Genomic DNA, 21431 nt, shown 5'->3' on the forward strand with positions numbered 1-21431 from the left:
GGGGCAGGGCGCCACCCTGCCCCCGGGCCGCCCCCGGCCCCGCACCCCCGGGGCGGGGGCGGCCCCCCCCCCGGGCCGGCCCCCCCCCCGGGGGGCCCCCCCCCCGCCCCCGGGGGGGGCGCCGCGCTCCGTCGTTTCCAGCACCCCCGGGTGTCAACTCACGGTTGACACCTCCTCGACTGTCAACCTATGGTTGACACATGGTGAACCCCGTACGCATGACCCATCCCGTGCGCCTCGACGACCTGATCGAGGCCATCAAGCAGTCCCACACCAACGCCCTCGACCAGCTCGCCGACGCGGTCATCGCCGCGGACCACCTCGGCGAAGTGGCCGACCACCTGATCGGCCACTTCGTGGACCAGGCCCGGCGGTCGGGCGCTTCCTGGACCGAGATCGGCAAGAGCATGGGCGTGACCCGGCAGGCGGCCCAGAAGCGGTTCGTCGCCAAGGACCCCGGCGAGCCGTCGGACCTCGACCCCAACCAAGGCTTCGGCCGCTTCACGACCCGGGCCAAGAACGTCGTCATGGCCGCGCAGAACGAGGCCCGGGCGGCGGGCAACGACCAGGTGCGCACCGAGCACCTGGTCCTGGGGCTGCTCAGCGAGCCGGAGGGGCTGGGCGTCGCGTTCCTCAAGGCCCAGGGCATCACTCTGGAGACGGTCCGCCGGGCCGCGACCGAGGCCCTGCCCGCCGCCGCGGACGCGGTGCCCGACCTGATCCCGTACGACCCCGGGGCCCGCAAGGCGCTGGAACTGACGTTCCGTGAGGCTCTGCGCATGGGCCACAACTACGTCGGCACCGAACACGTCCTGCTGGCCCTGCTGGAGCAGGAGGACGGCACGGGCGTGCTGTCGGGTCTCGGTATCGACAAGTCGACCGCCGACGCGGCCGTCGCCGAGGCCCTCGCGTTCTTCGCCGATTCCCTGGACAAGGACAAGGAGGCGGACCAGGGCAAGAGGGCTGACGAGGACGCGGGGGCCTGACCCGAGCAGCCCCCGGTCGGATACGCCCGACGCCCGGCCGGGCCCGTCCGGCCGGGGCGTCGTACGCGTACGGGCGTCGCACGCGTACGGGCGCCGTACGGGGACGGCCCGGGCTGCGCGCGGCGTGCGGGGGTCGCGCACGTCCCGGGGTGGCGCGCACCGACCTCGCGCGCACAGGCACCGTGCGCGTACGACCGCCGTGCGCGTGCGGGGTGTCGGCGCGGCCGGGAGCACCGCCCCGCACCGCGGGATCACGCGCCCCGCGCAGCCGCTCCCCCGCCGGACGCCTCCGATCGGCTCGGCGGCCTTCCCAGGGTCTCCTCGCAGGCGGTGCGCAGCCGGCGGATCCCCTCGACGATCTCGGTCGCACCGGCGACCGCGGCGAAGCTCAACCGGATCTGCGGGGACGGGGGTTCGGCACAGAAGTACGGGCGGCCGGGCGCCACGGCCACTCCCGCGCGCAGCGCCGCCGCGACCACCGCGGCCTCGTCCGTGCCCGTCTCCGTCCCCGGCAGGCGCAGCCACAGGCTGCCGCCGCCCGCGGGGACGTGCGGGAGCGCGAGGGCGGGCAGATCGAGCCGCAGGGCCGCCGCCATGGCGTTGCGGCGGATCCTCAGCTCCGCCGACACGGACCGCAGATGATGACCCCAGGCCGGGGAACCGACCAGTTCCAGCGCGGCCTCCTGGAGCGGCCTGGGCACGAAGAAGCTGTCGACGACCTGGATGGCCCGGAGCCTGCCGAGCACCGGTCCGCGGGCGACCAGCGCGCCCACCCGCAGGCTCGGCGAGGTGATCTTGGTGAGCGAACGGACGTGGACGACCACACCGTCGGGGTCGTCGGCGGCGAGCGGCGGCGGCAGCGGACCGGCATCGTCGTGCACCAGGTACCGGGCGAAGTCGTCCTCGACGATGAAGGCCCCCGCCGCGCGGGCCAACCGCACGACCTCGCCGCGCCGTTCGGGGGCGAGGACCGCGCCCGTGGGGTTCTGGAAGAGCGGCTGGCAGACGAGGACCCGGGCGCCGGTGGCCCGGAACGCGGCGGCGAGCAGATCCGGCCGAACGCCGTCGGCGTCCACCGGTACCGGCACGGGGCGCAGTCCGGCCGCCCGGGCGGCCGCCAGCATGCCCGGATAGGTGGGCGATTCGACCAGCACCGGGGCTCCGGGCGGGGCGAGCGCCCGCAGCGCGACGGCCAGCGCGCTCTGGCCGCCTGCGGTGATCAGCACGTCGGCGGCCGTGAGCGCGGGCCCGGTCTCCCGCGCGAACCAGCCGCGCAGTTCGGGCAGCCCGTCGGTGGGCGGGCGCCCCCAGGCACCGGGCCGGCGGCCGGCCCGGGCGAGGGCCGCGGCGAGCGCCCGCTCCGGCTGGAGCGAGGAGTGGAGGTAGCCGCCGTTGAGCTCGATGACCCCGGGCGGGGGTGCGGCGAGCGTGACCAGGACGCCGGAGGCATCGACGGTGCGCGGCAGCACTTCGGGGCCGCCGTCCCCGCTCAGGGAGACCTCCTGCCAGGAGGTGTCGCCGGGTGGGGGCGTCGCGTCCGCCCGCGGTCGCGCCCGGAAGGCGCCGGAGCCGGGCCGGGTGACGACGAGGCCTTCCGCGGCGAGCCGGGCGATCGCCCGGGAAACGGTCACGGGGCTGACGCGGAAGCGTTCGACGAGAGCCCTGCTTGACGGCAGCTTTCCACCAGGTGAGTAGCGGTTGAGCTCACTCCGGAGAAGATTTACCAGCTCATCGACGCTGCTACGCTCTTGCATGAGAGTCAAAGATAGCGCTACGCAGATGGAGACGATAGCGGTTGACGCTGCTACCGATGCGGCGAACCGCGGCGGCGCCGTTCTTGCCGGACTCGGCGTCGTCGCCTTCTCACTGACCTTCCCGTCCACCGTCTGGGGTCTGGAGAGCTTCGGTCCCTGGTCCCTGGTGGCCCTGCGCAGCGTGCTCGCCGCGCTGATCGCGGGTGGATTCCTGCTGGCCGGGCGCGTTCCGCCGCCGGATCGCGCGCACCGGCCCGGGCTGGTCGTCGTGGCCGCAGGTGTGGTGGTCGGCTTCCCGATGCTCACCACGCTCGCCCTGCAGACCTCGACGACCTCGCACGCCGCCGTGGTGGTGGGGCTGCTCCCGCTGACGACCGCAGTGTTCTCCTCGCTCCGCACCGGAGCCCGGCCGCCCCGCGCCTTCTGGCTGGCGGCGCTCGCCGGGGCGGGCGTGGTGATCGCGTTCACCGTCGGGCAGAGCGGCGGTGCGCTGTCCGCGGGCGATCTGTACCTGTTCGGCGCACTGCTGGTCTGTGCCGCCGGTTACACCGAGGGAGGCAGGCTGGCCACGGTCATGCCGGGCTGGCAGGTGGTCGGCTGGGCACTCGTCCTCTCGCTGCCGCTCGCGGTGGCCGGGGCAGCGGTCGCGCTCCCCCTGGAGCCGGTGCGGCTGACCGCGCACGGGGTGATCGGACTGGTCTGGGTGGCGGCCGGGTCCACCTTCCTCGGCCTGTACGTCTGGTACCGGGGCATGGCGGAGATCGGGGTCCCGCGCGCCAGCCAGCTCCAGCTCGCACAGCCGTTGCTGACTCTGAGCTGGTCGGTCTTCTTGCTCGGCGAGGAGGTGTCGGCGGCTGCGCCGGTGGCGGCGGTCGCGGTGCTCGTCTGCATCGCGGTCACCCAGCGGGCGGGCCGCCCCCGGCGCCCGGGACGCGGGCCCCGCACCCGGCCCCGCGCTGCGAGGCGCACCCCGCGCCCGTAACGCGTACCACGCTCCCGGCTCCCGGCTCCCGGCTCCCGGCTCCCGGCTCCCGGCTCCCGGCTCCCGGCTCCCGGCTCCCGGCTCCCGGCTCCCGGCCGCGAACTCTCTCCACCGGGCGAAGTCACGTTTCGGTCATAGACTTGTCGACAAGGATCGCCACCCGTGAGGAGGTCACTGCCGATGGAGGCACGCGCGGGCGACCGGCTGCTCACGCACGGCAGAACCGTGGGGCAGCACGACAAGGTCGCAGAGATCATCGAAGTGCTCGGGGCCGGGGGTACTCCCCCGTACCGCGTCCGGTCCGAGGACGGACACGAGCACGTGATTTCACCTGGTCCCGACAGCGTCGTACAGCACATCGCCGACCGGAAGCGGACACCGGAGACCCCGTAGCGGCCTCCGGCGGCGCTCGTCGTTCCCGGGCCCCGGGCGGACGGCCGATCCCACCGGCCGTCCGCCCCTGACCGCAGTGCCCGCTCCGCCGCTCTCTCAGCGGGGCGGGCGCACCCGGTTGCGGTAGTGGTCGGCCACCACCCGGGCCAGCGCGCCGATCCGGTCCTGCGCCGCGTCCTTGCCGGAGAAGTAGACATGGCCGCGCACCTGGTCCTGGCCCGCGGAGAAGTCGAGGTGGCGGGAGAGTTCGGCCGGGTCCTGCCAGGCGTCCGGCTGGGCGGGGTCGCCGGCCTTGTACAGCGCCTCGCCGATGTACAGGTCGACGCCCGTGCCCCGAACGACCTCGTTCCACCAGGGCACCAGTTCGGCGTAGTCGGCGGCGGCAAAGCCGAGGTGCCAGTAGACCTGGGGGCAGATGTAGTCGACCCAGCCCTTCTTGACCCAGCCGCGGGTGTCGGCGTACAGGTCGTCGTAGGTCTGCACGCCCGCCCTCGTGTCGGAGCCGAGGGGGTCCGTCGCGGCGTTGCGCCACACCCCGAACGGACTGATGCCGAACCGGACGTTCTTCTTGATCTTCTTGATCCGCTCCGCGGTCTCGCGCACGAGGCGGTCGGTGTTGTCGCGCCGCCAGGCGGCCCGGTCGGGGAACCCGGCCCCGTACTTCGCGTACGCGGCAGCGTCGTCGAACTCCTGCCCGGCGACCGGGTACGGGTAGAAGTAGTCGTCCCAGTGCACGGCGTCGATGTCGTAGCGCCGCACCGCGTCCAGCATCGCGTCCTGGACGAAGCGGCGGACCTCCGGGATGCCCGGGTTGTAGTAGAGCTTCCCGCCGTACGGCAGGACCCATTCGGGGTGCCGCCTGGCGGGGTGGGCGGCGGCCAGCCGGGAGGGGTCGGTGTGGTTGGCGACCCGGTACGGGTTGAACCAGGCATGCAGTTCCAGGCCGCGGTCGTGGGCCTCGCGCACCGCGGTGCCCAGCGGATCCCAGCCGGGGTCCTTGCCCTGGACACCGGTGAGGTACTGGGCCCACGGCTCGTACGGCGAGGGCCACAGGGCGTCGGCGCTCGGCCGGACCTGGAAGATCACGGCGTTCAGCCGCCGGTCCACGGCCTCGTCCAGGTGGTCGGTCAGCTCCGACTGCTGTGCGGCGGCCGTCAGACCAGGCTTCGACGGCCAGTCGAGGTTGGCGACGGTGGCCACCCACATCCCGCGCAATGCGCGCCGCGCGGGATGGCGTCCGCCCCGGCGCGGCGGCGCGTCCGCCCGCGCTGTTGCGAAGGCCCCCCGGGAAGGGGCCGCGACGGCGTCGCCCACCAGGACTGCCGAGCCCGCGACCCCGGCGACCACTCCGGCCGCCCCCGTCACGAAGCCTCTTCTGGCCATCTTCCGCATGTCGTCACACCTGCCGTCTCTGTGTCGTCCTCTGTGTCGTCGTCGACACGGTCTTCGTCGGCGCCCGTCGCCTCCGCTTCCGGGCGTACCGCAGAGCATGCCCGCCCCGGCCCGCGATGACCCGTAGGCCGCGGAGTAACGTCGTGGGGTCGGGGCGGGCACCGGAATCACACGGGAACCTGCGACTCGGAGATCAGGGAAAGGCACGAGGTGACGGACTCTATGGCCGATATTTCACGCGTCGGAGTGGTGGGCTGTGGCCAGATGGGCGCGGGCATCGCGGAGGTGTGCGCCCGCAGCGGTCTTGAGGTCAAGGTGGCCGAGACCACCGGCGAGGCGCTGGAGATCGGCCGCACCAGGCTCCACAACTCCCTTTCGAAGGCCGCCGACCGCGGCAAGATCACACCGGAGGAACGGGACGAGACACTCGCCCGGCTGACCTTCACGACCGACCTCGGGGAGTTCGCCGACCGCGATCTCGTCATCGAGGCCGTCGTGGAGAACGAAGGGGTCAAGACCGAGATCTTCCAGGTGCTCGACCAGGTGGTGACCCGGCGGGACGCCATCCTCGCCTCGAACACCTCCTCCATCCCGCTGGTGAAGCTGGCCGTGGCGACCTCCCGCCCGGACCAGGTCATCGGCATCCACTTCTTCAACCCGGCCCCGGTGCAGCAGCTCGTCGAGCTGATCCCCGCCCTGACGACCTCCGACGACACGGTGCGGCGCGCGGAGGCCCTGGCCCGGGACGTTCTCGGCAAGCACCCGATCCACGCCCAGGACCGGTCCGGCTTCGTCGTCAACGCGCTGCTGATCCCGTACCTCCTGTCCGCGATCAGGATGTTCGAGTCGGGGATCGCCAGCCGTGAGGACATCGACAACGGCATGGAGCTCGGCTGCGCCCACCCCATGGGCCCGCTCAAGCTCTCCGACCTGATCGGCCTGGACACCGTGGCGTCGGTCGCCGATTCGATGTACGCGGAGTTCAAGGAGCCGCTGTACGCCGCTCCCCCGCTGCTCCAGCGCATGGTGGACGCCGGCCGGCTCGGCCGCAAGACCGGTTCGGGCTTCTACGTGTACTCCTGATCCCCACCGCTCCTGTTCGGGGCCGGCCCGGGCGATCCCCGGCCGGCCCCGTCCGTGTTCCCGCGAGGCCCCCGCCTCTGCGGGGCCTCGCGGAGGGCGGGGTGCCGAGCCGCTCCGCGGACGGTGCGCACAGGCGGCTCCACCACGCCGAAGGGGCGTGCCCGGCGACCGGGCACGCCCCTTCATGTCTCGCCGCGCGATGCGCGGTGCGCCGTTACGCGCCCCTCAGCACCGCGCCCGTCCGTTCGGCGGCCAGTGCCACCGCGGCGTCACGGGCGGCCGTGGCCTCGTCGACGGTCAGCGTGCGGTCCGCGGCACGGAAGCGCAGCGCGTACGCCAGGGACTTGCGGCCCGCGCCGATCTGATCGCCGATGAAGATGTCGAACAGCCGCAGCGATTCGAGGAGTTCACCCGCGCCCTCGCGGAGCGCCCGCTCCACGTCGGCGGCGGGCACGTTCTCCGCGACGATCAGCGCGACGTCCTGGGTCGCGACCGGGAAGGAGGAGATCCGGGGTGCCTGGACGGGGCCGTCGGCGGCCCGCTCCAGGACGTCCAGTTCGACCTCCATGGCGCAGGTGCGCTCCGGGAGGTGGAGTGCCTTGACCACACGCGGGTGCAGTTCACCGGCATGCCCGAACAGGGTCTCCTCGCCGTTCACCGTGACGTACAGCGCGGCGCAGCGGCCCGGGTGCCACGGCTCGTGCTGGTCGCCGCGGACGGTCACCTCGACCCCCGCCTCGCCGGCGACGACACGGGCGGCCTCGATGGCGTCCGCCCAGTCGGCCGGACGGCCCGCGCCCCACCATCCGGCCTGCTCGCGGGCGCCCGCGAGGACGACCGCGGCACGGCGGGGCTGGTGCGGGAGCACGGCGTCGAGCGCGGCGATCTCCTCGTCGGTGGGGCGGCGGTCGACGGGCAGCCGGACGGCCTTCGCCGCGTCGGCGGCGGGCCGGAAGACGAGCCCGGTCTCGAAGAGCGCCAGGTCGTGGCTGCCCCGGCCGTCGTTGCGCCGCAGTGCGCCGAGCAGCCCCGGCAGCAGCGTGGTGCGCAGCGAGGGCTCCTCGTCGGAGAGCGGGTTGACGAGGTCGACGGTACGGCGGCGGGCGTCGTCGGCGTCGAGCCCCAACTGGTCGAACGCGGCGGAACCGACGAAGGGGTAGTTGAGCGCCTCGACGTACCCGGTTCCGGCGAGCGCCCGGCCGATCCGGCGGTGCAGCCGCTGACGGTCGGTCAGGCCGCGGCCGGACGGCGGCGTCGGGAGCGTGGACGGGAGGTTCTCGTAACCCTCCAGCCGGATGACCTCCTCGGCGAGGTCGTTCGGCTCCCTGAGGTCGGGGCGCCAGGACGGCACGGTCACGACCAGCTCGTCCTGCCCGTAGACGTCGCAGCCGACCTCCTGGAGGCGGCGCACGACGGTCTCGCGTCCGTAGTCGACGCCGGCCACCCGGTCGGGGTGGGACGCGGGCAGCGTGACGGTGCGGGGCGCGGACGGGGCGCGGACCTCGGTGACCCCGGCCTCGGCGGTGCCGCCCGCGAGCAGCACCAGCAGGTCGACGGTGCGCTGCGCGGCGGCGGCCGCGGCCTGCGGGTCGGTGCCGCGCTCGAAGCGCTTGGACGCTTCGGAGGACAGCTTGTGGCGGCGTGCGGTACGGGCGATCGAGATGGCGTCGAAGTGCGCCGCCTCGATGACGACCTCGGTGGTGCCGTGGGCACCCTCCTGGGCGTCCGCGATCTCGGTGTTGGCGCCGCCCATGACGCCCGCGAGGCCGATCGGGCCGCGGTCGTCGGTGATGACCAGGTCCTCGGCGTCCAGGACGCGGACCGTGCCGTCGAGGGTGGTGAGCTTCTCGCCCTGCTGGGCGCGGCGCACCCCGATCGGCCCGTCGAGACGGGTGCGGTCGTAGGCGTGCAGGGGCTGGCCGAGCTCCAGCATCACGTAGTTGGTGATGTCGACGGCGAGCGAGATCGGACGCATCCCGGCCTTCTGCAGCCGGCGCTGCATCCAGATCGGGGAGCGCGCCTCGGGCTGGAGGCCGACGACGGTGCGCGCGGTGAACCGGTCGCAGCCGATCGGGTCGGCGACCTTGACCGGGTGGCCGAACGCGTTGGGCGCGGGCACGTCGAGGAGCGCCGGGTCGCGCAGCGGCAGCCCGTAGGCGATGGCGGTCTCGCGGGCGACGCCTCGCATGGACAGGCAGTAGCCGCGGTCGGGCGTGACGGCGATGTCCAGGACCTCGTCGACGAGCTGGAGCAGCTCGATGGCGTCGGTGCCCACCTCGTGCTCCGGCGGAAGCACGATGATGCCGTGCGTGCCGTCGTTGCCCATGCCGAGCTCGTCGGCGGAGCAGATCATGCCGTGCGAGGTCCGGCCGTACGTCTTGCGCGCGGAGATCGCGAAGTCGCCGGGCAGGACGGCACCCGGGAGGACCACGACGACCTTGTCGCCCACGGAGAAGTTGCGGGCTCCGCAGACGATCTCCTGCGGCTCGCCCGTGCCGTTGGCGTCGCCGACGTCGACGGTGCAGAAGCGGATGGGCTTCTTGAAGCCCTCCAGTTCCTCGATGGTCAGGACCTGTCCGACGACCAAGGGGCCCTTGAGGCCGGCGCCGATCTGCTCGACGGTCTCGACCTCCAGCCCGACGTCGACGAGCTTGGCCTGTACGTCACGGCCGGTCTCCGTCGCCGGCAGGTCGACGTACTCCCGCAGCCAGGAAAGCGGGACACGCATCAGATCTCCATCCCGAACGGCCGGGTGAAACGGACGTCACCCTCGACCATGTCTCGCATGTCTTCGACGTTGTGGCGGAACATCAGCATCCGTTCGATGCCGAACCCGAAGGCGAATCCGCTGTACTTCTGGGGGTCGACGCCGCAGGCGATGAGCACCCTGGGATTGACCATGCCGCAGCCGCCGAGCTCGATCCAGCCCTCGCTGCCACAGGTGCGGCAGGGGCGGTCCGGGTTGCCGACGGACGTGCCGCGGCAGACGTAGCAGACCATGTCCATCTCGGCGGACGGCTCGGTGAACGGGAAGAAGTTCGGCCGCAGCCGGGTCTTCATGTCCGGGCCGAAGAGCGCCTGGACCATGTGGTCGAGGGTGCCCTTGAGGTCGGCCATGGTGAGGCCCTCGTCGACGGCCAGCAGCTCGATCTGGTGGAAGACCGGGGTGTGCGTCGCGTCGAGCTCGTCGGTGCGGTAGACGCGGCCGGGGCAGACGACGTAGACGGGGGGCTCGCGGTCGAGCAGGGTGCGGGCCTGGACCGGCGAGGTGTGCGTGCGCAGCACGACCCCGGACTCGTCGGTGTCGGTGCGGTCGGCGCCGCGGACGAAGAAGGTGTCCTGCATCTGCCGGGCCGGGTGGTCGGGCACGAAGTTCAGCGCGTCGAAGTTGAACCACTCGGCCTCGGCCTCGGGGCCTTCCGCCACCTCGTAGCCCATGGCCACGAAGACGTCCGCGACGCGCTCCATGAGGGTCGTCAGCGGGTGGCGGGCGCCGGCCGGGACGCGGTCGTGGGGCAGCGTGACGTCCACCGCCTCCTCGATCAGCACACGGGCGTCCCGCTCGGCCTCCAGCTCCGCCTGACGCGCGGCGAGGGCCTTGTTCACGGCGCCTCGGGCCTGGCCCACGCGCTTGCCGGCCTCGGCCTTGGCGTGCGGCGGCAGGGCGCCGATCTCCCGGTTGGCGAGCGCCAGCGGCGAGGTGCCGCCGGTGTGCGCGGTCTTCGCCCGGGCGAGCGCGTCGAGGTCACCGGCGGCGGCGAAGGCGGCGAACGCCTCGTCCCGCATGCGCTCGATCACTTCCGGTTTCAGTGCCTCGACCTCGACTGGGTCGTACGACTTGTTCGGTGCCGACATCTCTTCCCGTGCTTCCGATTGGCTGGTACTGCTCTGAACCGGGAACGCCCCGGACCCCGACGGCCCCGCCCGACGGCTGGAGGACGCAAAGGTGCCAAAGGACGAGTCTAAAGGGCGACGGGCGTGCCGAGGGTCCGCGGGAGGCGCGGACGGCCTCCACCGGGCCCCGCCGCCGGTCCGTCCGGCCGCCGCTACGCGAGGTGCGCGGGGGTGTTCACGGGCAGGACGAACCGGAATTCGGCGCCGCCGCCGAGACCGCGGCCGACCGTGATCGTTCCGCCGTGCGCCTTGACGATGCCCTTGACGATGTAGAGGCCCAGGCCCGTGCCGCCCCGCTTGCTGCCCCGCCAGAAGCGGGTGAAGACGCGGGCCATCGACTCCTCGGGGATACCGGGCCCCTCGTCGCTCACGGTCACCGCCGCTCCCTTCTCGTCATCCTTCGCCGGTGCGGGTGCGACTTCGATGGTGACGGTTCCCTCGCCGTGGCGCACGGCGTTTTCCAGGAGGTTGCCGAGGACCTGGTCGACCTTGTCCGGGTCGGCCCAGACCGCGGGCAGCGGCTGGCAGGTGCGGACGAGGAAGCGGTCCGGGTTCTGCCCCTTCGCGGTGAGGGCCTGGACATGGCGTTCGACGGCGGCGGAGAGATCCACCGGCTGCCGCCGCAGCTCCAGCCGGCCGGAGTCGATCCGGGAGATGTCGAGCAGTTCGGCGATGAGCCGGGTGACGCGGCTCGCGTCCGCGTCGACGGTCTCCAGCATCAGGCGCTTCTGGTCGTCGGTGAACCGCTCCCACTTGGCGAGGAGCGTCGCGGTGAACCCCTTGACGGAGGTCAGCGGGGAGCGCAGCTCGTGGGCGACGGTCGCGATGAGTTCGGCGTGGCTGCGCTCGTTGCGGCGCCGGGCCTCGGTGCCGCGCAGGGAGACCACCACGCGGTGCACGGGGCCGGTGGGGTGCTCGCGCACGTACCGGGCGGAGACCAGGACCTCGCGGCCGCCCGGCAGCAGCAGATGGCGTTCGGGCTGGCCGGTGCGGGTGGCGAGGCCGCCGTACGGATCGGTCAGGGCCCACCAGCGGCGGCCCTTGAGGTCCTCCAGCGGCAGCGCCCGGTCCAGCGGACTGCCGAGGGCGGTCGCCCGGGGCACGGCGGTGATACGGGCGGCCGCGGCGTTGAAGCAGACGATCCGGCCGGACTCGTCGGCGATGACCAGGCCGTCGGGCAGGTCGTCGGGGTCGACGCCCCGGGGGAAGTCGCCGGATCCCGCGGTCCCGGGGGAGTCGCCGGGGCCGGTGCCCGGGCGGGAGACGGGGGCGGCGGGGCTCCGGCCGTCGGTCGGCCCGTCCGCGGCGTCGGAGTCCTCGCAGGCGTGCACGGCGGCGGTGCGTGTTCCGTGCGGCCTGTTCATGCCGACGCCCATATCCCCTGTCCCACCCCTCGAACGCCAACCGGTGCAGTGGGCCCCCGGCTGGTCACCCTACTAGTCGTCGGCGACACCGTGACACCCTGCGGGGGCGCGCACCCGCAGTGCGCCGTGCGGCCGTACGGGGGCGTGCCGCCGTCGCGGGCGCGGCCGGTGCGGACGGCCCGGTTCTCGGAGGGTGGGAGTTCCCCCGAAGGGGGCGTCCTTCCCGATCACGGATGTGCACGCCCCGAGCGCACGGGCTCAGCGGGCCCGCTGGGCCCGTGCGGAGGCGTACAGGCAGACGGCTGCCGCGGTCGCCAGGTTGAGACTCTCGGCCCTGCCGTGGATCGGTACCCGCACGACCGCGTCGGCCAGCGCCCGGGTCTCCTCCGGCAGCCCCCACGCCTCGTTACCGAAGACCCAGGCGGTGGGGCCGCCCATGGTCCCGGCGTCGAGTTCGTCGTCGAGGTCGTCGTCGCCCGCGCCGTCGGCGGCGAGGATGCGCACGCCCGCCTCCCTCAGCCCGCGGACGGCCCGCTCGACCGGGACGCCGACGACGACCGGCAGGTGGAAGAGCGAACCGACCGAGGCCCGGACGGACTTGGGGTTGTAGAGGTCCACCGAGGCGTCCGTGAGCACGACGGCGTCGGCGCCCGCGGCGTCGGCGCAGCGCAGCACCGTGCCCGCGTTGCCGGGGTCGCGTACGTGGGCGAGGACGGCGACCAGTCTCGGCCGCACGGCGAGGACGGCCTCGAACGGGGAGTCGAGGAAGCGGCACACGCCGATCAGGCCCTGCGGGGTGACGGTCTGCGACACGTCGGCGAGCACGCCCGCGTCCGCGAGGTGCACCCGGGCCCCGGTCGCACGGGCGGCCTCGACGATGTCGGCGTACCGCTCGGCGGCCTCGACGGTGGCGAAGAGTTCGATCAGCGTCGGCTCGCCGTCGGCACCGCGATGTGCGGCGGCCTCGCGCACGGCCTGCGGGCCCTCGGCGATGAACCTGCGCTCCTTGCCGCGGAAATTGCGCTTGGCCAGCCGCCGGGCGGCGATGATGCGCGGCGATCGCGGGGAGATCAGTTCGGGGGTGCCCATGGTCGGCGGCGAGCCTCTCTGCGTACGGAGGTGACGGCCGTACGGAACGCGTACGGGACGGGGTACAACGCACCGGACCCGCAGGCGGCGAGCGCCTGCGGGTCCGGCTCAGCGAACGGGAAGGACGCCCGGGATCAGGCGGCGGCCTTCGGGGCGTTGACGTCGCTCGGGAGGGCCTTCTGGGCGACCTCGACGAGCGCGGCGAACGCGTTGGCGTCGTTGACCGCGAGCTCGGCCAGCATCTTGCGGTCCACCTCGATGTTGGCGGCCTTCAGACCCTGGATGAGGCGGTTGTACGTCATGCCGTTCTGACGCGCGGCAGCGTTGATGCGCTGGATCCACAGCTGGCGGAAGTCGCCCTTGCGCTTCTTGCGGTCGTTGTAGTTGTAGACGAGGGAGTGGGTGACCTGCTCCTTCGCCTTGCGGTACAGCCGCGAGCGCTGGCCGCGGTAGCCGCTGGCCTGCTCCAGGATCGCGCGGCGCTTCTTGTGGGCGTTTACTGCGCGCTTGACGCGTGCCACTTGTCAACTCCTTGCAGCGGGGCCGTGGTTGTACTCACACGGCCCGGAAACGATGGGGTCCCGGTCTTCAGTCGAGGGTGCCGCCCGCGGGGTCGCCCGGGGCAGCGGACTCACTTGCCGAGAAGCTTCTTGACCTTCTTGGCGTCGGCCGGGGCCGCCACAACCGTTCCGGTCAGCGAACGGGTCTTCTTGGACGACTTGTGCTCCAGAAGGTGGCGCTTGCCGGCGCGCTCGCGGACCACCTTGCCCGAGCCGGTGATCTTGAAACGCTTGCTGGCACCGCTGTGCGTCTTGTTCTTCGGCATCGCGCCGTTCTCTCCTCGTCGGTGGCGCCCCCTCGGTGCGGGCACCGGACAGCAGGGGCGTCAGATCTTGATGGGTTTCCGGGGTGAACTCGGGGCCGCCTGGATGGCGGCCCCCTGAGATCACGCCTCGGAAGGTGTCTCGTCGGTAGCCTGCGGGTCTCCGTCCGCGGCGTCGGCGCCGGAGCCGGAGCCCTGGCGTCCCGCCTTGCGGGCGGCCTGGGCCTCGCGGGCCTCGGCCATGGCTTCCGTCTTCTTCTTGTGCGGGCCCAGAACCATGATCATGTTCCGGCCGTCCTGCTTCGGGTTGGACTCGATGAAACCGAGGTCCTCCACATCCGAAGCCAGACGCTGGAGCAGTCGGAAGCCCAGTTCCGGCCGGGACTGCTCACGACCACGGAACATGATCGTGATCTTGACCTTGTCGCCCTGCTTGAGGAACCGGACGACGTGACCCTTCTTGGTGTCGTAGTCGTGCGGGTCGATCTTCGGCCGGAGCTTCATCTCCTTGATGACCGTGTGCGCCTGGTTCTTGCGCGCCTCACGGGCCTTCATGGCCGACTCGTACTTGAACTTCCCGTAGTCCATGAGCTTGCACACGGGCGGACGGGCGGTCGCCGCCACCTCGACCAGGTCGAGGTCGTACTCCTGCGCGAGTTCCAGGGCCTTGGCAAGCGGAACAATCCCGACCTGCTCGCCACTGGGACCGACAAGTCGCACCTCGGGAACGCGAATCCGGTCGTTGATGCGGGGCTCGGCGCTGATGGATCCTCCTCGGTAGCACCACGCGACCGCCTGGCGGACAGCCGCGCAACGTCTGTTTCGTATGAGACCAACCGCGCAAGGACACGAAAAATGCCCCGGACGGGACACAGGCGGGGCTCCTGGAACAACCGGAGCACCGCCGCGGTCTTCCGCGGGGCGCATCGGGCGGATCCATCGTCCGTACGGAACGATGGGCACCACCTGACCGGTGACCCGCCGTCCCTAGGGACGGCCAGGTGGGAGATCGGAGCCTCCACTTGTGGGCCGGGCACAATGTTGCCCAGCCGGTCGACACACAAGGTTAGCAGCTCCACGGGGCATGCACCAACCGCCGGCGAGCCGCCCGCGTCCGTCGGCCGCTCCCCGGGACCGGACCGGGTCGGTGGGGGCCTATCGTAGGGCGCATGAGCGACACGATCCCCAGCACCGACTCCCAGGGTTCCCCGGGTTCCGCGGATTCTCCCGGTTCTCCCGGCTTCGACGAGATGGCCCGCGACATCGCGGAGGTGCCCGCGGTCGAGGTGATCGTGACGGTCGCGGTCAATCTGATGAGCGCCGCCGCCGTGAAGCTCGGCCTGACCGAGGGGGGCGACGAGCACAAGGACCTCGACGAGGCCCGCAAACTGGTCCAGGCCCTGGCCGGGCTGCTGGACGCCAGTACGACGGAGATCAGCTCCTTCCACGCGGCTCCGCTGCGTGACGGCCTGAAGTCGCTCCAGCTGGCCTTCCGGGAGGCGTCGCTCGTGCCGGACGAGCCCGGTCAGGGCCCCGGCGAGAAGTACACCGGTCCGGTCTTCGGCTGACCGACCGGTCCGCCGCTGCTTCCGCAGGCCCCCGTTCCACGACGTGTGAGCCCACCACCCGGGGAGGGTGGTGGGCTCACACGTCGTACGGGGCCGGATTCCGGGAGGGGCCGGTTCCGGGGGCTCAGCGCGCGAACAGGGCCTCGCCCGGTGCCGCCGCGTCGGCCGGGAGCACCGCCAGGTCCAGGCCGCGCACCAGACGGGCGCGCAGGACCCCGTCGGCCGCCAGCCGCTCGGCGACCCGGCGGGCCGTGCCGGCGGGGTCGGCCTCCGGGGCGAGGACGAGGGCGAGCGTGCCGTCGGCGCTGCCGGGGCCGAGATGGGCGCGGAGCACGGCCGGCTCGGCGGCGACCGCGTCACGCACCGCCGACGTGACCGCGGGGTCGTCCAGCGGGTCGGCACTGGTGCGGCCCTCGGCGAGGGCGAGCAGCGCGGAGCCGGTCAGCTCGAACGGGACCGGTCCGGCGAGGTCGAGGACGACGGTGTCCGCCTTCTCGTGCGCGGCGGCGCGCAGAGCCTGGTACAGGGGCACCGCGACGGGGCGGGCCTTCGGGTCCCAGCGGGCCAGCGAGTCGGTCGAGGTAAAGGCGGGCAGGGCGCGGCGGTCACCGGCCTGCAGGGTGGGGACGGCCATGTCGCTGGTCTTCTCGCGGCGCAGCCCGCTCCCGCGCCCTGCGCCACCACCCTGCCGACCGGCTTCGCACTCCCCTGGGCCCTCCTCCACCTCGCCGAGCACGGCGACGACGGGGACCAGGAGCCGGGTCCCCTGGAGTGCTTCGAGTACCGGGCCGACCGCCTTGCGGTTCTCGGCCCAGGCGGCGAGCGCCGCCGCGAGTGCCGGGTCGGCCGAGCCGTCGTCGTCGGAGTAACCGGGGTCCGGGATGTTCTTCAGCTCCACGGGGCGAGCGTAGCCCCTGCGCGGGTACGCCCTTGCGGCAGGTCGGCGCGCGGTCGGCGGACCTTCTCCCCCGGCCCTTCGGACGGAACCGGTTCTCACCCGGCCGTCCGGACAAGCGGCGGACCGGTCGTCGCCCCGGCCCTCCGGCCGGGGCCGTGCGCGGTCGCCCGCGGGCGACCTCAGGCCCGGCGGCGCACTCCGCCCCATCCGCCGCGCCACAGCAGCACGCCCAGGGCCAGCAGGACCGCTCCGAGACCGCCCGCGGCGAGGGCGAGCCGGCCCGTGGTCCCGGTGTCATGTCGCTCGGGGGCGGGCCCCGGCCCGAAGTACCGCTCGCGGTACCCGGCCGCGGCCGACTCGGCCCGCAGACCGGCGCGGTCGAGCCGGGCGGCGGCCTCGATCGCGGCGGCGGGGTCCGCGATGCCGTACCCGCGGGCGTCGTCGTGGCCGGAACCGGAGCCACCGCGGGCCGTGTCCGTGAGCAGCCGTTTGATCTGGGCCGGGGTCAGCCCGGGGTGTGCGGAGCGCACGAGCGCGACGGCGCCGGAGACGAACGCGGCGGCGGCGGAGGTGCCCCACTCCACGTAGTACTGGCGGTCGGGGGCGGCGACGACGATGTCGACCCCGGGCGCGCTGACGGCCGTGTACCAACTGCGGGTGGAGAAGGCGGCATGGGTGCCGTACCGGTCGACGGCGGCGACGGCGATCACTCCGGGGTAGGCGGCCGGGTAGGAGATGTGGTCGCCCTTCTCGCCGCCGTTGCCCGACGAGGCGACGACGACGGCCCCCTTCTTCAGCGCGTACTGGATGGCCGCGTCCTCGCCCGCTTCCGGATGGGCCGACTCGCTGTCGTCGCCGAGCGAGAGGTTGATGACGTCGGCGCCGTGGTCGGCGGCCCAGCGGATGCCGTCGGCGAGGGCCGTGCCGCGGGACTCCCTGGCTTTGGCACGGGCCGGGTCGGAGGCTTCGAGGATCACCCGGACCGGGAGGATCTTCGCCTCGGGCGCCACGCCGAGCACCCCGTCGGCACGGTCGGCGCCGTGGCCGCGCCCCGCGATGATGCCCGCCATCGCCGTGCCGTGCCGTGCCCAGGAGCGGTCACCGCGCCGGGCACCGAAGCCGATCATGTCCTTGCCGGGCAGCACCTGGCCGGCCAGGTCGGGGAGGCTGCCGTCGACCCCGGTGTCGACGACGGCGACGGTGACCCCCCGGCCCTTGGTGGTCCGCCACGCCTCGTCGGTGTGGAGCGCCTGGAGGCCCCATTGCTGGTCCCGTATGGCGTCGGCCCGTGCCGGGGCCGCGGGCAGCAGCGCGAACGCGGTGGCGGCGCAGACCGCGCCCAGCGCGCGGCGGTGGTGACGGGCGCGGCGGCTCATCGCGGATTCTCCGTGAAGTCGGTGACGGCCCGGCGCAGGACGCGCTCGATGCGGTCGGCGACGCCCCGCGCCTCGTGACCGAGTCCCGCCTCGGCGACCGCGCCCCGTGCGTTCGGGACCGCGGCCCTGGCCGCGGGCCGCGGGTCGCCGACGGGGCGCCCGTCCGCGAACCCCGAGACGGAGAACACGACGACGGGCATCCCGGTCGCCACACGGACGGACCAGGCGGCGCGCTGCCGGTCGCCGAACCCGGCGGCGGGCGTGCCGTCGACGGGGTACGTGCGGGGCATCAGGTCGGCGCGGCGGTCGAGGCGCTGGTCGGCGAACCGGTCGCGCAGCGCCGTCATGGCCGCGGCGTCGCCCTCGGTGAAGATCATCCCGACCGTGGTGACGGCGCTCGCGGTGGCGTCGGTGTACGTGGCCCGCAGCAAGCGCTCGCAGCCGACCGGGCTCAGGGCCCTGGCGAGCAGCGGGTCGAGGGCCGGGGCGCAGCCGCCGTCGGGGGCCACGGCGATCCGGGTCCAGACCCGGTCGGCGCCGCCCGGCCCCGCTCCCCGGCCGTCGAGGGTGCGGGGGAAGAGGGTGTCCACGGGGACGCCGCGCCAGGCGGAGCGCGCGACGGTATAGGGGCTGCGGGCGGCCGAGTCGGCGGAGGAGTCACTGGTCAGCCAGGCACCGGTGGCCGCGCCGCCGATCAGTCCGAGGCCGAGCACGACGCACATCGCGGCGGCCGCGACGCGGGCAGGGCGGCGGGTGCGGACGGGGCGCAGCCGGGTGGTGGTCTCGGCGGGCGTCTCGGGGAACGGCTCCCCGTACCCGTACGGGAATCGGGCCGGGGCGGGTGGTGGGGCCGGGGTGACCGGCGGCACCGGGGCGGCGGCCGGGTGCCGGGGCGGCACCGGCGGAGGGATCTGCGGGCCCGGCACGACCGGGGGCGCCGCGGGGTGCGGCAGCGGCAGCGGCCGTGCGGCGGGCGGCGCGGCTCCCGGTGGCACGGGGGTGGGACGGGGCGGGACGGGAGGACGCTGCGCCTCGGTACTCATCCGCCCCCCTGATCCCATTCCGTACCGTGCGCGGATCGACGCCGCAGGCAGGCCCGTTGGTTCGCCGCGTGCCGTCACTCTACGGGGTGGCGGGGCCCGGGTGGGAGCGGGACGCCGAGGCGTCGGGACGAACCGCGCGGATCACCCCCTACCCAGCGGTACGCACGTCTGGCAAGCTGCGGCCATGACTGCCCGCGCCGCCCACCGGACCCGCTACGACCGGGCCACGGCCCATCTGGACGCCCCGCTCGCCGTCGTCGATCTGGACGCGTTCGACGCCAACGCCCGCGATCTGGTGCGCCGGGCGGGCGGGAAGCCGATCCGGGTGGCGAGCAAGTCGGTGCGCTGCCGGGCCCTGCTGGAGCGGGTGCTGGAGCGTCCCGGGTTCTGCGGAGTCATGTCGTTCACGCTGGGCGAATCGCTGTGGCTGGCGCGTGCGGGTTTCGACGACGTGCTGCTGGCCTATCCGTCGGTCGACCGGGCGGGCTTCGCGGAGCTGGCCGCCGATCAGAAGCTCGCCGCGGCCGTGACGGTGATGGTGGACGACCACGCGCAGCTCGAACTGATCGACGCGGCACGGGCCGGCGGCCGGGAGGAGATCCGGGTCTGTCTGGAACTGGACACCTCGCTGCGGCTGCTGGGCGGCCGGGCCCGGATCGGTGCCCGCCGGTCGCCGCTGCGGACTCCCGACCGGCTGGCCGAGCTGGCGCGTTCGGTGGTGCGCAGACCCGGCTTCCGGCTGGTGGGGCTGATGGCGTACGAGGGGCACATCGCCGGGGTCGGTGACGCGGTCGCGGGGCGTCCGCTGCGCTCGCGGGCGATCCGCCTGATGCAGGCCACGAGCCGCAGGGAGCTGGTGGTGCGGCGGGCCGAGGCGGTGCGGGCGGTGCGGGCGGTCGCCCCGGACCTGGAGTTCGTGAACGGCGGCGGCACGGGCAGTGTGCAGTACACCGCGGCGGAGCGCGCGGTCACGGAGATCGCCGCCGGTTCGGGACTGTTCGTCCCCCGGCTGTTCGACCACTACACCTCGTTCGCGGCACGCCCCGCGGCGCTGTTCGCCCAGCCGGTGGTGCGCCGGCCGGGGGTCGGGGTGGTGACCGTCCTCGGCGGCGGCTATCCGGCGTCCGGTCCCGCGGGGGCGGACCGGCTGCCCGTCCCGTATCTGCCGAAGGGGCTGCGTTACGACCCGCAGGAGGGGCCCGGCGAGGTGCAGACCCCGCTGCTGGGCTCGCCGGCCGACGATCTGCTGATCGGCGACAAGGTGTGGTTCCGGCATGCGAAGGCCGGTGAACTCTGCGAGCGTTTCGACGTGTTGCGGCTGATCGAGGGCGACCGGGTGACGGCGACCGTGCCGACGTACCGGGGCGAGGGCCGCACGTTCCTCTGAGCGCGGCGGGGATCCGCTCCGGCGGGGCCGGTCGACCCCGCCGCCGGTCGGTCCCGTCCTCCTTCCCGCGATGTCCGCCCCGTCACGCCGCCCGGCACCTTCCCGGGTTCTCGGTCCGGTCCGGGCAGGACAGGCCCCGGGCCCCTCGCGACATCGGCCGAAGGCCCCTGGGGAGCCGCCCTCGCGGGTGAGGTCGGCGACGGCCAGGGCGGTGCCCTCGTTCCCTGGAGGGCGGCGCGGGGTGGCGGGACCGGCGTGCAGGACGAAGCGGAGGACGGAGCCACTACAGCCGTTCTCACAGCCGGGCGTCGCGCTCCGTCGACGGGGGTTCATATGGGTGTCGACGGCGAGCGGGTGGCCATGGGCCCCGGTGCCGCGCTCCACGGCCTCGCCGAGCTCGTGGAGCGCGGCAACCACGCCGCGGAGCCGTCTCCCCTCCATGCGGGGGAAGGCCGGGACGGCCGTGCCGACCCACCGTTTCCGGCCGGGGCGCGCAGTCCCTCGATACCGAGCGGCGGCGTCCGGCCTCCCACGGGACATTCCTCCCTCGGACCATCGGAAGGCATAAGGTATGCGACAGAACCTTTGATTATGAAGGGAAGCGCGGGGCGTGGCCGAGGAAAGCGAGCTCACCGACCACCTGCTGCCCCTACTCCGGCCGGTCCGGGCGGGCAACGGCTTCGAGGAGGCACTGGAGCGGATCCTCCAGGTGGTCAGGCTGCGCCTGGTGCCGCCAGGCGGGCGGCTGCCGGCCGAGCGCCAACTGGCCGAACTGCTGGGGATCAGCCGGGTCACGCTGCGCGAGGTGCTGAAGGCGCTGCATGACCGGGGCCTGGTGGAGAGCCGCAGGGGGCGGTACGGCGGCACCTTCGTACTGCCTCGGAACACCGGCGCGGGCGAGGCGGAGCTGCGCCGGAGGGCGGAGTCGGCCGGCCTGGAGGACGTGCTGCGCTTCCGCGAGGTGCTGGAGGCCGGGGCAGCCGTGCTGTGTGCCGAGCAGGGGCTGACGGACGAGGGGGTCCGGCGGCTGCGTACGGCGCTGACGGCGACTCACGAGGCCCCCCTGGGCGAGTACCGCAGGCGCGACACGCTGTTCCATCTGACCCTGGCCGAACTGTCCGGCTCACCTTCGCTGGCCGCGCAGTACGCGGCGGTCCGGGCCACCGTGAACGACCTGCTGGACTGCGTGCCACTGCTGGTGCGGGACCTGGAGCACTCGCAGCAGCAGCACACGGGCCTCGTCGAGGCGGTCCTGGACGGGGACGCGGAGGCCGCGCGCGCGGTGACACGCGAGCACTGCGACGGTACGGCCGCGCTGCTGCGCGGCTTCCTGGCCTGAGCGGCCGACGGCCGGTCCCACCCGGATCGCCGCTCCGGGTGGGACCGCCGCTCCCACCCG

19 protein-coding genes are annotated in these 21431 nt (G+C 73.7%); 7 read left to right on the top strand and 12 right to left on the bottom strand.

Going from position 1 to position 21431, the window contains the following annotated elements; translation table 11 throughout:
* The first annotated feature begins 200 nt into the window (after positions 1-200).
* Complete coding sequence (locus ACIHCL_RS19890) at positions 201-986, top strand: Clp protease N-terminal domain-containing protein (RefSeq protein WP_399863466.1); 786 nt, start codon at positions 201-203, stop codon at positions 984-986.
* Between the two features lie 251 nt (positions 987-1237).
* Here ACIHCL_RS19890 and ACIHCL_RS19895 read toward each other — a convergent pair whose 3' ends face one another.
* Positions 1238-2740, bottom strand: coding sequence for a PLP-dependent aminotransferase family protein (locus ACIHCL_RS19895; RefSeq protein ID WP_399863468.1), 1503 nt, complete (start codon positions 2738-2740; stop codon positions 1238-1240).
* Here ACIHCL_RS19895 and ACIHCL_RS19900 point away from each other — a divergent pair.
* On the top strand, positions 2739-3722 hold the full coding sequence (locus ACIHCL_RS19900) for a DMT family transporter (RefSeq protein WP_399863470.1): 984 nt from the start codon (positions 2739-2741) through the stop codon (positions 3720-3722). The two genes, ACIHCL_RS19895 and ACIHCL_RS19900, sit on opposite strands and share 2 nt — an antisense overlap.
* A 180-nt stretch (positions 3723-3902) precedes the next feature.
* A complete protein-coding gene (locus ACIHCL_RS19905; RefSeq protein ID WP_399863716.1) occupies positions 3903-4115 on the top strand; it encodes a DUF1918 domain-containing protein in 213 nt (70 codons plus the stop codon).
* Positions 4116-4211: 96 nt separating this feature from the next.
* Here the strand turns inward: ACIHCL_RS19905 and ACIHCL_RS19910 are convergent, their stop codons facing one another.
* On the bottom strand, positions 4212-5507 hold the full coding sequence (locus ACIHCL_RS19910) for a glycoside hydrolase family 10 protein (RefSeq protein WP_399863472.1): 1296 nt from the start codon (positions 5505-5507) through the stop codon (positions 4212-4214).
* A gap of 222 nt (positions 5508-5729) precedes the next feature.
* Here ACIHCL_RS19910 and ACIHCL_RS19915 point away from each other — a divergent pair, with 222 nt between their 5' ends.
* Positions 5730-6590 carry a 3-hydroxybutyryl-CoA dehydrogenase gene (locus tag ACIHCL_RS19915; RefSeq protein WP_399863475.1) on the top strand — a complete coding sequence of 287 codons (861 nt, stop codon included), beginning with the start codon at positions 5730-5732 and terminating at the stop codon, positions 6588-6590.
* Between the two features lie 214 nt (positions 6591-6804).
* Here ACIHCL_RS19915 and pheT read toward each other — a convergent pair whose 3' ends face one another.
* The 7 genes from pheT to infC all read right to left on the bottom strand — a co-directional run bounded on the left by pheT (position 6805) and on the right by infC (position 14588).
* Positions 6805-9318 (bottom strand): phenylalanine--tRNA ligase subunit beta, encoded by a 2514-nt coding sequence (gene pheT, locus ACIHCL_RS19920; protein ID WP_399863478.1) that lies wholly within the window; start codon positions 9316-9318, stop codon positions 6805-6807.
* Positions 9318-10445, bottom strand: a complete 1128-nt coding sequence (pheS, locus tag ACIHCL_RS19925) for a phenylalanine--tRNA ligase subunit alpha (RefSeq protein ID WP_399863480.1) — start codon at positions 10443-10445, stop codon at positions 9318-9320. Before pheS ends, pheT begins: the two co-directional genes overlap by 1 nt.
* Before the next feature lie 191 nt (positions 10446-10636).
* A complete protein-coding gene (locus ACIHCL_RS19930; RefSeq protein ID WP_399863482.1) occupies positions 10637-11860 on the bottom strand; it encodes an ATP-binding protein in 1224 nt (407 codons plus the stop codon).
* A 246-nt stretch (positions 11861-12106) separates the two neighbouring features.
* Positions 12107-12937: a TrmH family RNA methyltransferase gene (locus ACIHCL_RS19935; protein WP_399863485.1), complete on the bottom strand. Its 831-nt coding sequence runs from the start codon at positions 12935-12937 to the stop codon at positions 12107-12109.
* A 134-nt stretch (positions 12938-13071) separates the two neighbouring features.
* On the bottom strand, positions 13072-13458 hold the full coding sequence (gene rplT, locus ACIHCL_RS19940; RefSeq protein WP_073787782.1) for a 50S ribosomal protein L20: 387 nt from the start codon (positions 13456-13458) through the stop codon (positions 13072-13074).
* 110 nt (positions 13459-13568) lie between these two features.
* On the bottom strand, positions 13569-13763 hold the full coding sequence (gene rpmI, locus ACIHCL_RS19945) for a 50S ribosomal protein L35 (protein ID WP_399863488.1): 195 nt from the start codon (positions 13761-13763) through the stop codon (positions 13569-13571).
* A gap of 120 nt (positions 13764-13883) precedes the next feature.
* Positions 13884-14588, bottom strand: coding sequence for a translation initiation factor IF-3 (infC, locus tag ACIHCL_RS19950; RefSeq protein ID WP_399863718.1), 705 nt, complete (start codon positions 14586-14588; stop codon positions 13884-13886).
* A gap of 341 nt (positions 14589-14929) precedes the next feature.
* On the opposite strand from infC, the gene ACIHCL_RS19955 reads away from it, so the two are divergent.
* On the top strand, positions 14930-15328 hold the full coding sequence (locus ACIHCL_RS19955) for a DUF1844 domain-containing protein (RefSeq protein ID WP_399863490.1): 399 nt from the start codon (positions 14930-14932) through the stop codon (positions 15326-15328).
* Positions 15329-15452: 124 nt separating this feature from the next.
* Here the strand turns inward: ACIHCL_RS19955 and ACIHCL_RS19960 are convergent, their stop codons facing one another.
* The 3 genes from ACIHCL_RS19960 to ACIHCL_RS19970 form a co-directional block, all read right to left on the bottom strand.
* Positions 15453-16226, bottom strand: a complete 774-nt coding sequence (locus ACIHCL_RS19960; protein WP_399863492.1) for an SseB family protein — start codon at positions 16224-16226, stop codon at positions 15453-15455.
* Between the two features lie 179 nt (positions 16227-16405).
* Positions 16406-17602 (bottom strand): type VII secretion-associated serine protease mycosin, encoded by a 1197-nt coding sequence (gene mycP, locus ACIHCL_RS19965; RefSeq protein WP_399863494.1) that lies wholly within the window; start codon positions 17600-17602, stop codon positions 16406-16408.
* The gene (locus ACIHCL_RS19970) at positions 17599-18645 is read right to left on the bottom strand and encodes a hypothetical protein (RefSeq protein ID WP_399863497.1); all 1047 of its coding nucleotides are present in this window, start codon (positions 18643-18645) and stop codon (positions 17599-17601) included. Before ACIHCL_RS19970 ends, mycP begins: the two co-directional genes overlap by 4 nt.
* 184 nt (positions 18646-18829) lie before the next feature.
* Between ACIHCL_RS19970 and ACIHCL_RS19975 the strand changes: the two genes are divergently transcribed.
* On the top strand, positions 18830-20032 hold the full coding sequence (locus ACIHCL_RS19975; RefSeq protein ID WP_399863499.1) for an amino acid deaminase/aldolase: 1203 nt from the start codon (positions 18830-18832) through the stop codon (positions 20030-20032).
* A 610-nt stretch (positions 20033-20642) separates the two neighbouring features.
* Complete coding sequence (locus tag ACIHCL_RS19980) at positions 20643-21371, top strand: FadR/GntR family transcriptional regulator (RefSeq protein ID WP_399863502.1); 729 nt, start codon at positions 20643-20645, stop codon at positions 21369-21371.
* The last annotated feature ends 60 nt before the right edge of the window (positions 21372-21431 follow it).

The organism is Streptomyces sp. NPDC052042 (assembly GCF_044548345.1).
Lineage (GTDB): Bacteria > Actinomycetota > Actinomycetes > Streptomycetales > Streptomycetaceae > Streptomyces.